We start from the raw sequence: 16,155 nt of genomic DNA, 5'->3' as shown, positions 1-16,155 counted from the left end.
AGACTTTTTGACACACATTCAGGATGCGCACTTCGGCTGGACTGCTCATCTGAGGCTCACAAGCGTATCATTCTTGCATCACCTGACAAAGACTATGGACAATCGCTTGTGGCCCTCTCTTCGCCAAGCACCCTCGAACTGCTTCCCGACATACTGGTTGCGCTCGCAATCGGCCTGCTGATCGGCGGGGAACGGGAATGGAGTCAGCGAGAACGCCAGAGCGAGCGAGTCATGGCGGGCATCCGCACGTTCGGCCTGCTCGGGCTGTCGGGCGCACTGGCGGTCCTCCTCAGCGAGGCCCTGCATCCCGTTTCCTGGGCGATTATTCTGGCTGGCGTCATGACGCTGATTGTGGCGGGCTACATCGCCGAGACGCGTGCAAGCGGTGACTGGGGTATGACAACAGAAATCGCAATGCTCAGCACATTTTTGCTCGGATCACTTGCAATATCTGGCCAGGCGACACTGGCTGCTAGCCTGGGCGTCCTGGTAGCACTGCTGCTGAGCATGAAAAGTCTGCTGCACACTCAGGTGCACCGCCTGTCTGAACACGAAATCTCGGCAACCCTCAAGCTGCTTTTCATTTCTGTGGTCATGCTACCCCTTCTACCCAACGAGACCATGGGTCCACTAGCAGTCTTCAATCCGTACGTCACCTGGTGGATGGTGGTTCTGATTGCCGGTCTCGGATTTGCAGCTTATGTCGCTGTACGGATTGTCGGGCCTGGCAGTGGCATCATGCTCACAGCCGCACTTGGCGGCATGGTTTCCTCAACCGCCATGACGGTCACGCTGTCCAGACTATCGGCTAGCATCAACCAGCCCGCCACAATCGCGGCCGGCCTGCTACTGACGTCTTCGATCATGTTTCCACGCATACTGCTGGAAGCGGCTGTTATCTCACCCGCCGTGGCGATGGAGATCGCATTGCCCATCGGTCTGGGCATGGTTTGCTATCTGACTGGTGTCGGCCTGCTGCTTTTGCGTGCGCGCAAGCAGCGCGACGTCGACACAGGATCTGTGGAGCAAGCACTGAAGAACCCGTTCGAACTGGGTCCTGCGCTGCGTTTCACGGCACTGCTTGTCGGCATCATGTTTCTGGTCGAGATTGCGCGAAGGGCCTTTGGCGATGCAGGGGTGTTCATCATGGCCGCCATTTCGGGGGCAGCCGATGTTGACGCCATCACGCTCTCACTGGCCCGTCTGGCCAACAACGGCCTGGATCAGTCGGTTGCCGCAAACGGCATCCTGATGGCAGCCATCAGCAACAGCACATTGAAGCTCGCACTTGCCGGCTTCATTGGCGGGCGCAGGCTACTGATGGACTGCCTGCCCGCCGTCGCAGTCGCCACGGCGATCATGGCAGCAACTATCATTTTCTGAGAAGCGTTGGCGTCTCGAACGGGGCCTTGAGCCGCATCGATCAGACTACATCCACGATGCCCGCGCCTGCAACCACCTCACCTACCACCGCGGCCTGAGTACTTCCGTGTTGGCTGGCGAGCCTGAGGACCTCGTCTACAGCATCTGGTGAACACGACACCAGCAAGCCACCCGACGTCTGAGGATCTGTGAGCAGAGATCGCCAGAGCAAGTCACCCTGGGGAAGGCCTGTGACTGACGACCCATATGCATTCCAGTTGCGGCCAGATGCGCCTGTCACCATGCCGCGCTGCGCCAGCTCGAAAACCCCATCGAGCAACGGCACCGAGTCTTTGTGTAGCCGGATCGACACACCTGCGGCTCTGGCCATCTCGTGCGCATGACCGAGCAGCCCAAACCCGGTCACATCGGTCATGGCATGTACAGAGTCCATGCTGGCCAGTTGAGGCCCTGCACGATTCAGCAGGGTCGTACTGCGAATCATGGCTTCATAGCCCTGCTGGTCAAGCTGTTCTTTCTTGAAGGCCGCAGAAAACACACCGACCCCAAGTGGCTTGGTGAGTACGAGGCGGTCGCCAACACGCACATTGCTGTTGCGCCGAATCTGGTCTGGATGGGCCAGTCCCAGGGCGACTAACCCATAAATGGGTTCGACTGAATCGATCGAGTGACCGCCTGCGACCGGAATACCCGCCTCCTGACACACGGCTTGACCGCCTCTGAGTACTTCGCCAATGGTCCGGGTTGACAGCACGTTGATCGGCATGCCGACAATGGCAAGTGCCAGGATGGGTGTGCCGCCCATCGCGTAGACATCGGACAGCGCGTTAGTCGCGGCAATCCTTCCAAAGTCAAACGGGTCATCCACGATTGGCATAAAAAAATCGGTTGTTGCAATCAATGCTTGCTGATCATTGATTTTATAAACTGCCGCATCATCAGCCGTTTCGGTGCCAACAAGCAGATTGGCATACGGCTGCACCGCCGGCATAGCGGCAAGCAATTCGCTCAATACACCGGGTGCAATCTTGCAGCCACAACCACCACCATGTGCAAGTGAGGTCAGTCGGGGTTCTGTGGGAGAGACAGCTGCCTTGGCTGGCTGACTACCGTCATGTTCAGTGGACGTGTTCATGGTCTTGATTCCTGAAGTGTGAAACGCATCAGACGCAATGTTAGCCCTGGTCATGCAACAATGCCGGTATGGAACTGCGTCAGCTTCGCTATTTTGTCAAAGTTGTCGAACTCGGCAGCATGGGAAGGGCTGCGCAGGCCCTCGGTGTCGTCACGTCAGCACTGAGCCAGCAGATTGCCCGTCTCGAAACAGAGCTCTCGACTGTGCTGCTAAGACGAAGTGCCACCGGCGCCACGCCGACCGAGGCTGGTCTGGCTTTCTGGCAACAGGCACAACTTGCCTTGCGTCATGCTGACGAGGCGGTTCAAGCTGCACAGCACGCCAGACTGTCCGGACATGTCAGTCTGGGCATGACGCCGACTACGGCTTCGGTGCTCGGACTGCCTTTGCTCAAGGCAATGCGCAGCCAGTATCCGGACGTGAGACTACAAATCGTTGAAAGCCTGTCTGGCAATCTGTCGACATTGCTCAGTGCCCGCCAGCTCGATCTGGCGATCGTCTTTCAGAGTGGTCAACGCGGGAAGTGGCTGACAGAGTTACTTCTGGACGAGCAACTCTTCATGATCGCGCACGAGGAACTGTTCCGGGCCGAAACTGACGATTCCATGACGCTTGCGACTGTCGCGAAGTTGCCGCTTGTACTCCCGAGTGGCAACCATGGCCTGCGTGCTGTGCTCAATGCCGCATTCGAGCGCGCTCAAGTCTGGCCTAACCTGGTCGCCGAAGTCGACGGCCTTGCCATGCTGATGGATGTGGTCCAGTCCGGTCTGGCCGCCACGATTCAGCCCGGCTCAGCCATGGCCAGAATCACGGGCCCCGGCCTGCATGCGCACGCACTAAGCGACAAGGAGTTGCGACGGCCTAGCTTTCTGGCGACACTACCAGAAGAAGAGCTCTCCCCGGCGGCACTGGCCATGCGTAACATCATCCGGGAAGTGGCCGCCACGCTCGTTGAAGACAACCAGTGGCCCGGTGCAAGTCTTTACAAATCGTGAACACCCAGTGTCAGATTGACGTCTAGCGTACAGAGATCAGCCAGAGTACAGTCATCTCATTTCAACGAATTCGATTGTTTCCAGGAGACGCCCATGTGGGACGTTGTCGTCGTCGGTGGTGGAAATGCAGCACTGTGTGCCGCACTGACCGCCAGAGAAGCCGGCGCAAGCGTATTGATACTGGAGGCTGCCCCTCGCGAATGGCGCGGTGGCAACTCTCAGCACACCCGAAACCTGCGGTGCATGCACGACGCGCCGCAAGATGTTCTGATCGACGCTTACCCGGAACAAGAATACTGGGAAGACCTGCTTAAAGTCACCGGCGGCATCACCAATGAAGAGCTGGCCCGAATGGTGATACGGGAGTCGTCACGGTGCCGGGGCTGGATGCGCAAACACGGGGTACGGTTTCAGCCTCCCCTGTCCGGCGCACTGCACGTCGCACGTACCAACGCCTTCTTCATGGGTGGCGGGAAGGCGTTGGTCAACGCCTACTACCGGAGCGCCGAAGCACTCGGCGTCGAGGTCCGCTATGAGACACCTGTCGACGCTATCGAGCTTGAAGATGGACAGTTCGTGGCAGTTCGAAGCGGGCAAAACCGGTTTGAAGGCAAAGCCTGCGTACTGGCCGCTGGTGGCTTCGAATCCAATCGCGAATGGCTACGTGAAGCATGGGGACAGAACGAGCGCGGTGAATGGCCTGCGGACAACTTCCTCATCCGGGGCACGCGCTTCAACATGGGAACGGTGCTCAAGCTCATGATGGATGCGGGTGCTGATATTATCGGTGACCCGTCCCAGTCACATTGTGTGGCGATTGATGCGCGGGCGCCACTCTACGATGGTGGCATCTGCACCCGGATTGACTGCGTATCGCTTGGCATCGTGGTCAACCGGGACGGAATACGGTTCTACGACGAAGGCGAAGACTTCTGGCCCAAGCGCTATGCCATCTGGGGACGACTGGTTGCCATGCAGCCTGGCCAGATCGCCTACTCGATCATCGACAGCAAGGCGATCGGACGCTTCATGCCGCCCGTATTCGATGGCACGACTGCCGACACAATCGAAGAGCTCGCAGGCAAGATCGGTATTGACCCGACCGTGCTTGGCAAGACCGTTCATGACTACAACCAGGCCTGCCAGCCCGGCACGTTCGACCACACCGTGCTCGATGATTGTCATACCGAAGGAGTCGAGCCCCGGAAAACCCACTGGGCACTCCCGTTGAACAAGCCCCCCTTCTATGCCTATCCGGTTCGCCCGGGCATCACCTTTACCTATCTTGGCCTGAAGACCGACAAGAATGCGAGCGTCTTCTTTGATGGTAAAGCATCGCCAAACGTGTATGCAGCTGGCGAGATCAACGCTGGTAACGTGCTCGGCAAGGGTTACACAGCAGGGGTGGGCATGTCGATCGGAACCGTATTTGGAAGAATTGCAGGCGCCCAGGCTGCCCGGGCTGCACTGACTCAGAATGAACAGGGAGTACGCGATGCAATCGCTTGAAACCATCGCAGACAAGGCCATTCACTGGCACGCAAAACCGTTATCAGACAACGAGACCGAAGTCGCCCGCATCATGCAGATCTGCAATGCCTGTCGCTATTGCGAAGGATTCTGTGCGACGTTCCCGGCCATGACACGCCGCCTGGCGTTTGACAACAAGGCAGACCTCAACTATCTGGCCAACCTCTGTCACAACTGTGGTGCCTGTCTGCACGCCTGTCAGTACGCGCCACCGCACGAGTTTGCGGTCAACGTGCCGCAAGCCATGGCCAAGGTTCGCAAGGAGACCTATACGGAATACGCCTGGCCCGCGACAATGGGCAAGCTGTATTCCAGCAACGGGCTGGCATTGTCGCTTGCTGTTGCATTTGGACTGGCGCTGTTTCTGATTCTGGCAGTGATGTCGACCGGCTCACTGCTTCACGAACCACTTGCAGGCGACTTTTACGCAATCTTCCCGCACAACACGCTGGTGCTGCTGTTTGGAACCGTCTTTGTCTTCGCCATCTGTGCGCTGGGTATCGGCGTTCGACGGTTCTGGAAGGATGTCTCACCTGGCAAAGTGACGTCTCCTGCCGCAGCCGAGGCGGCACATGATGCTCTGAAACTGAAGTACCTCGACGGTGGTCACGGACTTGGATGCAATGATGAAGACGACCGGTTCACACTACGCAGAAGAATGTTTCACCACCTGACATTCTATGGCTTCATGCTGTGCTTTGCGGCCACCTCAGTCGGGACTATCTACCACTACGTGTTTGGGTGGCAGGCACCTTACGACTACTTCAGCCTGCCGGTCATCCTCGGAACGGTTGGCGGAATCGGACTGCTAATTGGTCCTGCAGGATTGTTCTGGCTCAACATGAACCGTGCGCCGTTACATGGTGACCCGGCCCAGCAAGGGATGGACAGAGGGTTCATTGCGCTTCTGTTTCTGACCAGCCTGACCGGACTGTTGCTTCTGGTGTTTCGCGAGACAGGCTACATGGGCTTGTTGCTGGCCATTCACCTGGGCGTGGTGATGGGACTGTTCCTGATGCTACCTTACTGCAAGTTTGCCCACGGCATCTATCGCAGTGCTGCGCTGCTCAAGTGGTCAATCGAAAAACGGCAACCCAACAAACTTGGCTTGTCCGATTAAAGACGATCAACGGGTCGGTCCATAAAGACCCGATTGTCTGCCTCAGGGGCAACCCATGTGCTTGCGGTACATCGCTGGGTCATGCCCGGGCGGCACAGAGGAACATCGGCCGGTCTCTGCTGCCGCAGGCCCCGGCTCATACCCTCGCAACTGGTTGTACGCTCTGGTCTGCTTATCCGTAATAACCTTGAGGGTACGGTCATGATAGGACAAGTGCAGGAAACGCAGTCTGGCCATCGCGTCAGCGCTATTCTGCACCAGTTCCATCAGCCTCTCATCAGAAAAATCTCCGGCCCGGAAGTATGAGTCGATGGCCCGTTCCGCTTCAACATACTGAGACCCTAGCTCAATCGCCTCACCCTTCATCCGTTGATACATCCGCTCTAGCGCATCGCGCTGCGAACTGGACAATTCGATCTGGTCCGCCAGCTCCAGCAAGTGTGCTGGCCCGGGTACGCCGTTGAGTTCGGCAGGCCTTGCAAGGCCCCAGCCCTGCCCCTGTCTCAACGCAGACAAATCCTCCGCCGACAGCGTAGTGACGTCTCGATGCTGCTGCCCCGCATACTGGGAGTGTTCTGGTTGTGCACCCGCATGCTGGGCGTGTATCGGTTCGGACGACTGAAACACCGCGAGCCCCAGTAGCAGCACAAAACCTGTCGCTGCCAGCACGCGTCTGACAGGCTTTGGGTTGGCATCACTTGCACCGCCTGCACCGCGACGCGTCCTGTTCATGAGTTTCATTCGATCTCTCTCCATCACGAGATTCAGACGACATGCTGCACCCTGCATCGCCTGTTTCGGGCAAGCCTCTCAGAAAGTAGACCGTCCTGTATGGGCGGTGGTTCCCGAATACGGCATAGTGATCGTCAAAATGGATCCTGTCTCGGACTCAGTGCAATACAGGGTCTGGTTATCCGGGCCGCCAAAGGCAATATTGGTCAGAGCATTGCCAGCCGGACTGCTCCAGATGCCGATCGGGCACGCCTGGTGGTCGAGCAACCACACGCAACCCAGGCCAGGATTGGCAATCACAAGGTTGCCACGGGCGTCCATGGCCAGTCCGTCGGGGCCACTTGGCCCGTGCGACACAAAAAACCGACCAACTTTGGAGACAGTGCCATCCTGCATCAGCGCCGCTCTCCAGACCTCATTTCCGCGGGTCGCTCCAACAAACAGGAATTTCTCGTCTGGCGACAACACCACGCCATTCGGACTCGGGACGTTCGCAAGCATCAGATCCAGGTGTCCATCCGGACTCAACCGGTAGACCCGTCCAGTCGGATCATGCAGGCCGGTCTGTCCCTGATCCGTGAAGTAAAGATTGCCGTGGCTATCGAAGGTCAGATCATTGACACCTTTGAAACTCTCCGAGTTACGGCGACTGAGGTAAGGTCTGACGTCTGCACTAGCAATATCAAGTGTCATCAGGCCATTACGGTAGTCGGTGATCAGCAACACTCCGGGGCGCAACCACTTCATTCCATTAGGCTCACCCGAATACTGGACGATCAGCTCCCACTGTCCCGCCGGGCTGATGCGAAATACCCGGCCAAACGGGATATCAGTAACATACAGATTGCCCTGCTCATCAAACACTGGACCTTCAAGAAACGAATCGATCCACTCACCTGACTTGTTGGCATCGGCCCAGTCGGTCTGGCAGGACTGGCGAAACTGCTCTGGCAGGCGGGTCCAGACAGTTGCCTCAGCCCTTTGTGGTGGCGTCTGTAAAAAATACATAACATCTCCTGAAATAATTTAATCAAGGCTCAGGCAAACTGTTTTACTGACAGGCATTGTTGAAAACAGACGTATCAAGTTCCCAGAAGTCGAGCTCGATCAACGCAAGGAAATAAAGAAAACTACTCTTAGATTTCTTCGATTTTGAAATAAAAATTCTTACACGAAGGACAAAAAATCAGATTCGAAATAATTATAAAAATAAACTAAAAATTTATCTCACGATTAAAATAATAGAAGTAAAATCAACTCTTAAAGTTAAATTAAATATTAGAATTTCTTGCCTCGTTCTCATCCGAACAGATGGACCGGCAGGGAAACAAACGAAAAATTATTTCAAATTCATTGGCTTAAACAAAGGAGAATCGACAAGATGCATGATCGTGAATACGGATCGAAAGCAATTATCGGCGTTGCTGTTCCTCAGGCAAATCCAACTGTTGAGCCTGAGTTGGTAGCACTACTACCACCTAATGTAAATTTAGTCACAGCCCGGCTCAACAGTCAGTGCGTTAGTTCAAAGGATCGCCTTTACGAATACGAATCGAGTTTTTACAAAACACCTGAAACATTCGACACGCTCAAACCTGACGCTCTTGGATTTGCGTGCACAGGCGCTTCATACTTGATAGGATCCGATTCTGAAGACAAAAAGACATCAGAACTTTCCACAAGAACTGGAATCATAATTATGACAGCCGCGCAGGCAATCCGCGCGGCTCTATCCAGACTAAATGCAAAACGTATCGCGCTGCTTTCTCCTTATCCTGCATGGTTGACAGACGCCGGGCTCGAATACTGGAACAAGCAAGGCATCGAAGTCACCCACACAGAACTGATTTCTCTGCCAAGTGGAGACACTAGAGGTGTTTATGCAATTCGCAATAGGCAAATATTAAAGACTGGGGAGAAGTTTATTGGTAGCGGTGCTGATGTGCTACTAATGTCCGGGACTGGCATGCCAACACTACGAGCGATTCAGCCGCTTCAGGAGGAGCTTGGAATCCCAGTGATTAGTTCTAATTATTGCCTTGCGTGGGCCATGTTCGACTCACTTGGAATTCTTCCAGAGAGTCACCATGAGAAGTCACTTCTGTCTGGGTATGAAACGAATCTGGATAATTTGTAGAATTGTGATAAGGCAGATCCGTAGTCAAGAAAAAATTATTTTCAGGAGTACGGATCAAAACGCAACTTTATAGAAAACGTTTCAAGAGATAAACTTAAAGCAACAATACAAACCTTTAATCGAGCAGTTTCAATGCTCGATCTTGATCAAACTTTATATTGACGTTTCTGCGAACCCTTCATTTTCCATTGGAACCGTTCCAGTCAGAATGGACCTGGAATACCCAACTCAGATGCAGCCTCGTCCCATGTACGTGAAGCATCTATCATCGTCGGCCCGCCCCTGTGAAGCAGGACGTAAGACAAGCCCTCGGCGATCTGCTCCCGTGTTGCACCATACTCAAATGCACGAACAAGGTGAACACGCATGCCAGATGCACTCCTTCTCGATGCCTGACACACCACGCCTGCAACTTCGGCGATGGCTTTAGGGAGGCCACCACGCGCAGCGTCAAATATGGAGCAATATCGCTCCAACGCAGCGTTTTTTGAAATCCACTTGTCAAATGCCGAGTGAGAGAGATCAATTGTGTCAAAAGACTCACATGCAGCACCTATTGCTGCAGAGTCCGAGATCTCCTCATTTGTCATGCCCGCTTTCACACCGCGATCAAAATGGAAAAACGCGTATTTCTCTCGCGTGATGGCAATTAGGGCAATCCATACTACTTCCCGCTCCTTCATCGTCAAGACTCGCTCATCTAGCGTCAGCCTTGTGTACAGCGAATCGTAAGTCCTTAGCAAAGTAGGATCCGACTCACCTAGGAGACGATGATATGGCAACAGATATCCACGTTTAGCGAACATCTCATCAAGCAGATCCTTGGCTTCCTGTTTCTTTAAATCATGATTCATTCTAATTCTTCCTAAAATCTTGGTCTCACTATCAATCACATGCTGTGTCTAAATTTCTTGCAAAAGAAGATTGATCGAGCAAGCTCGACTATTTCCCGTTTAATACATCGCCATACCCACGGTCTCTTCAGGCAAACCGGATTATCTGAGCGTAAAAATTCCTGACATTCACGCTTAACCCACGGTATATCCGCCGTCAACACATAGCACCTGACCTGTAATGAATGAAGCTCGCTCTGACAGAAGGAAGCTTATCGCCTCTGCGATCTCCTGAGGATCACCCACCCGCCCCATCGGGACACCGCTTGTGAGTCTATTCCGTGCCTGCGAATCAGCTAGTGCCGCTTCTATCATCGGAGTTCGTACTGGGCCGGGTGCGACAGCGTTTACCCGTATCGGGTCCATGGCCGATTCGAGAGCGAGGGACATCACAAGACTATTCAAGGCTGCCTTGCTGGACGCATATGCCACGCCGTTTGGATACCCAACCAAACCAAGTTGACTGCTCACTAGAACGACACTTGGAGTTTCACACGAACTGGCACGCATGCGGGCGATAACAGATCTAGTCAAGAAGAAAGTTGACCTGAGATTCAAATCAAAAGTAGCATCCCACTGCTCACGACTAATTTGATTCAATCTTCCGCGATGAAATACACCAGCGCAGCAGACCAGTCCGTTCAAAGATGCATCGAGCGCCTCCTCCGCATCTCGGGGAAGATCATCGCACACATCCAGATCTAACAGATCCCTGATCAAAACGCTAACATCCGGAACTGCTCTCTTGAGCTCCTTTGACTGTTCCTGGTTTATAACCACGCCAACTACGCGCGCGCCATTTTGCGACAGTCGCTTTACAGTCTCAAGACCAATCCCGGACCCTGCCCCAGTCACCACTACTCGGCGACCACTCAGTTCGTTCGTCACGACATTCTGCAAACCTGCCTCCAGCACCAAACCAGGACGACTGCCAGGTGATGGATTCGTCACGCTTCGTGACCACCCATCACCTGAAAGCAGCCCTTACTATGGCTTCAGATTTCGCTCATTAATCAGATCGGCCCATTTCGTGCGCTCATCCATCAAATAGCTCTTGAATTGTTCCGAACTCCCACCAACCGGCTCTAGACCAAGAAAATTCATTCGCTCAACGATAGCCGGATCACTCAATGCCTCCGCGAATGCTGCCTGAAGCTTGTCAACAGCATCTTTAGGCGTACCTGCGGGCACTAGTGCGCCTGACCATCCACTCGCGTCAACGTCCACAATTCCGACGTCACCAAGACTTGGAATCTCTGGGGCAAGCTTTGTTCTTCCAGGTGCCATGACAGCCAGTGGCTTGACTTTATCTGTATTGATCAGGTCGGAAAGACCAGCAAGCCCATCAACGCCAAGCGCAATGTGACCACCAAGCAGATCAGTTTTCAACGGACCACCACCTTTGTAAGGAATGTGTTGCATTGAAACACCCGACTTCACACTGAGGAGTTCCATGCTTAAATGGGCATTCGACCCCGCCCCAGCTGACCCATAATTCACACCTCCTGGGTCTGCCTTCGCAGCATCAAGCACCTCCTGCATAGATTTGAACGGGGAGTTTGGACCTGCTACGAGAATGTTGCTGTATCTGGCGAGTTGTATGACTGGGATAAAGTCCTCAAACTTCCAGCCAAGGTTATCAAACATTGCCTCGCTCGTAGTGAAATTCGGCGCGGTAATCAGAATCGTGTAACCATCGGCGGGGGATCTCGCCACCGCCTGAGTGCCAATATTGGCCGAAGCGCCTGCCCTGTTTTCGACGATGACCGGTTGTTTAAGCGAATTAGACACTTTCTCACCAACGAGACGGGCCACAGCATCAGTTCCACCACCAGGGCTGTAGGGGACGATGATTCTTATTGGCTTATTTGGATAGTCTTGCGCCCAGGCGATACCCGTCGATAGCGCGAACGCCATAACAATCTTTCCAGTAAATCTCAGCATAGCGAATCCTTGGTTAACTCTTAAAGTAAATAAAAATCAAAACAAACACGCGTTGGCGTATGGAGTGCTTACCGCACTATCGTTCAAAATACTCTCCGCCATTACCGCCAAAGTTGTCTTGCTGCCGTCATTTTTCTTACATTCCTGCAACCGCTTGCTTTGCAAACGAGTTGTCTAGAAAGCTGCTCAAGGGCAATCCTTTATTTTTAATCAATCCGATCTTTTCCATAAGAAGAACACCGTCTTGCCAAGCCTGCTCGTCACAAACGATTCTCTGAACGCCACCTGTAGGCTCGTAATAAACCTTTAGCATCTCAAGAACACTACGTCCCTTAACGACATCCGCACCTTCGACCGGATTGAACTTCGCAACGATTTGAATCAACTCATCAAAGTTCTTTTCATTCTGCATGTAGTCCAGACCCATGCGGCAGACTTTAAGGAACTTGACGATCGCGTCACGATTGTCCGGGTTGGACGCGTTGGATTTGGAAACTAATATCGCGTCTCCCGGGAGCGGCACGTACGTGTGTGCTGGTGTGTACGAAAGGTCAACATTCATCTGCCTCAATGCGAACTTACTGTCCGGAAATACAAAAAACGCGTCTACGTCTCCTCGCTGAAGAAACGCAGCACCAGACGAAGAAGTTCCAGTCACGACCTTTCTTACTTTGGATGGATCAAGACCAACCGCAAGGCTCATCGCATCAAGCAAGACGTCGGTTGTTCCGCCAAGAGACATTACGCCGATGGTCTTGCCCTGAAGCTGGGCCGGGTCTGTAATTGGTTGGTTCGGTGGCGCAGCAAGTTCGAAAAATCCTTGGTATGCGACCTGACCAATCGTGATCAAGTCTGCATCCTGGTCTGCGATAGCGGGGCAAGACGTTGAGGATGAAGCCTGCCCAAAAAATGAGTTGGACGACGCAACTTGAATAACGCTTTGCGCAGTACCTGTGCCAACGCGAATGTCTACGTTTAGCCCTTCATCTTTGAACCATCCTTTAGCAACTCCAGCCAGAACGTAAGAGTGAACCAGATTGATTCGCGCCGGGGAAACCCAACTTAGTGTGGTTGGACTAGAAAATGCAATCTTCGGGAAAAGTGTGGCTCCGGCAAGTCCGGTCAATGCTGCGGATGTCGAGAAACAGAATGAACGTCGATTCATGATTAGTCCTTTTTTGGTTTTTCATGCCTTCATTGCACTCAAAGCCCATCTTTCTGGATCAGAAAAGCGAGACTCATAACAAGGTGGTCGTTGCAAATTCATCCGATTGCTTACATAAAGACGCCATAACAATCTGCGACGATCCATTTCCTCAAAATCTTCGAATGCTGTACGCGAATGCAAGATGACGTGGTTATTGAGAAACTGAATATCTCCTCTCCGGAAGTTCATATGCAAAATAAAATCTGCGCTGTGACAAAGTCGATCGAACTCATCCATGGCCTCAATCTGCTCTTTCGTCAATCTAGGTACCTCTGGAAATCTTTGAGCAGACTCAATATATTCACGGCAGTAACGATTAAAAATCTCTCCGTCATGTTGATGAAACAGCGCAGTTTCATAAAATGGTGAAACTCCATCTTTCTCCTCACCTCGTCTGTCATAGCTAAAAGGCCTACACAGAACTTTAAGGAGATCAGGGGAATGCTCCCTCATGTGGTTATAAATTGAAACCGAACTCACAATCGCAGATAGCCCGCCGGATTTAGCCGGATTTACACACAGAAGTGCAACACAATCGCATGAGTCACTGTGGAAATCCATATGCATGCTTGTCTGGTACCCTCTGACAGTCGGGTCGGATTTCCAGTCCTTTGCCATATTCATGACTTTACCGATTACGTCGCCTTTTGGATTCTGTGCCTGAAGACGCCCGAAATATCTACCAACCGCAGCATATCCATAGGCAGATTCTCGTTCACTCAATCCATCCAGCGGAAAGTCTCTGAACAGAACGAATCCCAAACCTTCAAGTACCTGTTTACCAGCGTTGCATAGCGTTTCGTGAAGAGTTCCATTCATTTCCTCGAATATCAAATCCGGAATTTGGTCTGTAGGGCACTCCTGTTGTTCAAGTTTGCGAGCCACATTTCGAATCTGATTTTGCTCATCAGGCGTAAATTCAACCACCCAGTCACTGTCTTCAAGATTTCTCGGCATCCATGCTGCGGGATGGACTGCTGTATCAGTGGTAATCATTTTTATTCCTCCGAACTGTTACTTGGCGGGGTTCTAACAAGAAACCGACGCAACGAAGACACGCTTGTGTAGAAGAAAATTCCGAAAATCATGAGGATCAGAACTGTGGCGAACATCTGATCTATCTTCAGTGCATTTAAGGTCATTACAATTAGCGCACCGAGCCCTTCATTACCGCCGAGGTACTCACCCACAATCGCACCTGTTACGGCGAGAACACTTGCTGTTTCAATTCCAGTAAGTACAAAAGGGAGAATGGCTGGAATTTCAAGCGACTTGATCACTTTAATCCGACGGGCACCGATTATTCGAAAAAGGTCATATTGCTGCTCGGGGATAGACCGGAAGCCCAAAATTGTGTTTTTAAGAATTGGAAAGAAAGAGAGCAAGGAAACCATGAAAATCTTTGATTCAAGGCCGAATCCAAACCAGAGAATGAAGAGCGGCATCAGTGCCACCTTTGGCGTAACCTGAGAACCAATCAAGAATGGACTCAAGACCACTTCAGCCATTTTAGATTTCGCAATGAGCGCCCCGAAGAAAACTCCAAAAGAAATTGCAATCGAGAATCCTATTAGAACTTCAGACACCGTGATAACAAGGTGACGCCCAAACCATGGTTGAGTAACAAGATAATAAGCTGATGCAAGAATCATTGAAGGTGAGGGTAAAACCAAGGGGCTGACGTTCAGCACTCTGGTCAGCACCTCCCAGATCAACAAAAACGTAACAAGGACGACTGCGGATACCCCGACACGCTTGATGTTCTGTACGCTGAACACTGTATTGCTCGTCTTTCCTCGCATCGATCAACCCTCGAGATCAAGTTTAATTTGGGAAGACAGTGCAACCGCTTCTGACTTGGCCAACCATGCAGCACCTCTAGGCCGCGGCTCGTCAATTCGGTACGTCGTCTTAATTCTCCCCGGGTGGGGAGTCATAACGATAATTCGATCCGCCAAAAGAACGGCTTCCGAAATGGAATGGGTAACCAGAACGACTGTTGCCGATGATGCCTGCCAAACTTTCTCGAGCAATTCGTTCATGTTTTCTCTGGTAATGGCATCAAGAGCACCAAACGGCTCGTCCATCAAGATCAGGCGAGGCTCGCATATCAGTGATCTCGCGAGAGAGACCCTTTGCCGCATCCCACCTGAAAGCTCAGACGGAAAAGCATCCAGGAATTCTTCTAAGCCCACCAGGGCTGCCAGTTCGGCAACTCGAGACTCCTCTTTCAGCGTTCCTGTTGCTTCTAGCGGTAAGCGAATATTCTGAGCAACAGTACGCCAAGGCAACAAATTTGGCTCCTGAAACACAAACCCCACTCGACCGGCCACTCTCACGAGCGCTTCCTTCTTTTCCCCATATAGAGAGCGACCGTCAACTTTTAACTCGCCGCTAGTCGGTGGATTCAACCCTGCAAAAGCTCTGAGTAGACTTGTTTTCCCGCACCCAGATTTCCCAACAAAGACACAAAACTCTCCTTCGTTGATCTGCATAGAGAGATCTTCGTATGCCAGGACAGATTCGTTGTAGCGTTTGGACAATCGCACGGTCTCGATGGCGAACTTTTCCAACTGTACATCCCCCCACTTTCCGGCCGTTAGCCAGATATCAAGATCCCATCAATTTGCTGGCAACAACATGGTGCTTTGCAGAGATGGGTTGAAGGCTGCTACTTTTTACTTTTTGACTTAAGTGCAGTTCATAGTACCGACCCGGTAATTGTCTTGTCAATAGAACATTTAAAACTGAATTTAATATCACATTTAACTGCATAAATTTTAGAACAATCGCCATATCGCTGCACTTTATACAGATATTTTTTATCATAATTAATTGATTTTAAATAACTTAAATTAAACACAGAAAATTCCAAGCACCCAACGGCTGCGATACCTGCCCCATGTAGGATCGCATGTGCAAAAGGATAAAATCGGCTAAATGTATCTTCGCTTTAATCCACCAACATGCCGAGTCCAGATCAGACATGAAATGAACGCTAGCAAAATCTGTGCCAGTAGAAAGGTATGATTGGCATTTGGCTTAGTTGACCCTTTGCACCGGCCATGAATATCAACAA

At 52.2% G+C, this 16,155-nt stretch carries 15 protein-coding genes; 5 read left to right on the top strand and 10 right to left on the bottom strand.

The features are described from left to right. Positions 1–108 precede the first annotated feature (108 nt). A complete protein-coding gene (locus tag DBV39_RS15940; RefSeq protein ID WP_108623326.1) occupies positions 109–1,383 on the top strand; it encodes an MgtC/SapB family protein in 1,275 nt (424 codons plus the stop codon). 40 nt (positions 1,384–1,423) lie between these two features. Here DBV39_RS15940 and selD read toward each other — a convergent pair whose 3' ends face one another. Then, entirely contained in the window at positions 1,424–2,518 is a 1,095-nt protein-coding gene (gene selD, locus DBV39_RS15935; RefSeq protein WP_108622380.1) for a selenide, water dikinase SelD, read from the bottom strand. A gap of 68 nt (positions 2,519–2,586) precedes the next feature. On the opposite strand from selD, the gene DBV39_RS15930 reads away from it, so the two are divergent. The 3 genes from DBV39_RS15930 (at position 2,587) to tcuB (ending at position 6,163) form a co-directional block, all read left to right on the top strand. Beyond that, positions 2,587–3,513 carry a LysR family transcriptional regulator gene (locus tag DBV39_RS15930; protein WP_108622379.1) on the top strand — a complete coding sequence of 309 codons (927 nt, stop codon included), beginning with the start codon at positions 2,587–2,589 and terminating at the stop codon, positions 3,511–3,513. 93 nt (positions 3,514–3,606) lie between these two features. Continuing rightward, a complete protein-coding gene (gene tcuA / locus DBV39_RS15925; RefSeq protein WP_108622378.1) occupies positions 3,607–5,022 on the top strand; it encodes an FAD-dependent tricarballylate dehydrogenase TcuA in 1,416 nt (471 codons plus the stop codon). Beyond that, a complete protein-coding gene (tcuB, locus tag DBV39_RS15920; protein WP_108622377.1) occupies positions 5,009–6,163 on the top strand; it encodes a tricarballylate utilization 4Fe-4S protein TcuB in 1,155 nt (384 codons plus the stop codon). Before tcuA ends, tcuB begins: the two co-directional genes overlap by 14 nt. 42 nt (positions 6,164–6,205) lie before the next feature. Here tcuB and DBV39_RS15915 read toward each other — a convergent pair whose 3' ends face one another. Continuing rightward, positions 6,206–6,904 (bottom strand): hypothetical protein, encoded by a 699-nt coding sequence (locus tag DBV39_RS15915; RefSeq protein WP_108622376.1) that lies wholly within the window; start codon positions 6,902–6,904, stop codon positions 6,206–6,208. Between the two features lie 69 nt (positions 6,905–6,973). Then, entirely contained in the window at positions 6,974–7,903 is a 930-nt protein-coding gene (locus DBV39_RS15910; protein WP_108622375.1) for an SMP-30/gluconolactonase/LRE family protein, read from the bottom strand. A 373-nt stretch (positions 7,904–8,276) separates the two neighbouring features. Here DBV39_RS15910 and DBV39_RS19585 point away from each other — a divergent pair, with 373 nt between their 5' ends. Next, entirely contained in the window at positions 8,277–9,032 is a 756-nt protein-coding gene (locus DBV39_RS19585) for a maleate cis-trans isomerase family protein (RefSeq protein WP_159078998.1), read from the top strand. A 203-nt stretch (positions 9,033–9,235) separates the two neighbouring features. Here DBV39_RS19585 and DBV39_RS15900 read toward each other — a convergent pair whose 3' ends face one another. From DBV39_RS15900 to DBV39_RS15870, 7 genes are all read right to left on the bottom strand, one after another. Beyond that, the gene (locus DBV39_RS15900) at positions 9,236–9,925 is read right to left on the bottom strand and encodes a carboxymuconolactone decarboxylase family protein (protein WP_159078997.1); all 690 of its coding nucleotides are present in this window, start codon (positions 9,923–9,925) and stop codon (positions 9,236–9,238) included. A 135-nt stretch (positions 9,926–10,060) separates the two neighbouring features. Beyond that, positions 10,061–10,780, bottom strand: a complete 720-nt coding sequence (locus DBV39_RS20675; protein WP_227870937.1) for an SDR family NAD(P)-dependent oxidoreductase — start codon at positions 10,778–10,780, stop codon at positions 10,061–10,063. Between the two features lie 132 nt (positions 10,781–10,912). Then, positions 10,913–11,869, bottom strand: a complete 957-nt coding sequence (locus tag DBV39_RS15890) for a Bug family tripartite tricarboxylate transporter substrate binding protein (protein WP_108622371.1) — start codon at positions 11,867–11,869, stop codon at positions 10,913–10,915. 136 nt (positions 11,870–12,005) lie between these two features. After that, the gene (locus tag DBV39_RS15885; RefSeq protein WP_159078995.1) at positions 12,006–12,995 is read right to left on the bottom strand and encodes an ABC transporter substrate-binding protein; all 990 of its coding nucleotides are present in this window, start codon (positions 12,993–12,995) and stop codon (positions 12,006–12,008) included. A 60-nt stretch (positions 12,996–13,055) separates the two neighbouring features. Further along, entirely contained in the window at positions 13,056–14,072 is a 1,017-nt protein-coding gene (locus DBV39_RS15880; protein WP_108622369.1) for a TauD/TfdA family dioxygenase, read from the bottom strand. A 2-nt stretch (positions 14,073–14,074) separates the two neighbouring features. After that, a complete protein-coding gene (locus tag DBV39_RS15875; RefSeq protein ID WP_108622368.1) occupies positions 14,075–14,878 on the bottom strand; it encodes an ABC transporter permease in 804 nt (267 codons plus the stop codon). A gap of 3 nt (positions 14,879–14,881) precedes the next feature. After that, positions 14,882–15,649, bottom strand: a complete 768-nt coding sequence (locus tag DBV39_RS15870) for an ABC transporter ATP-binding protein (protein WP_108622367.1) — start codon at positions 15,647–15,649, stop codon at positions 14,882–14,884. Positions 15,650–16,155: the final 506 nt, after the last annotated feature.

It is taken from the genome of Orrella marina (assembly GCF_003058465.1).
Classification (GTDB): Bacteria; Pseudomonadota; Gammaproteobacteria; order Burkholderiales; family Burkholderiaceae_B; genus Algicoccus; species Algicoccus marinus.
Note: the sequence above shows the minus strand (reverse complement) of the source record. Positions and strands in the feature narration are given on the sequence as shown.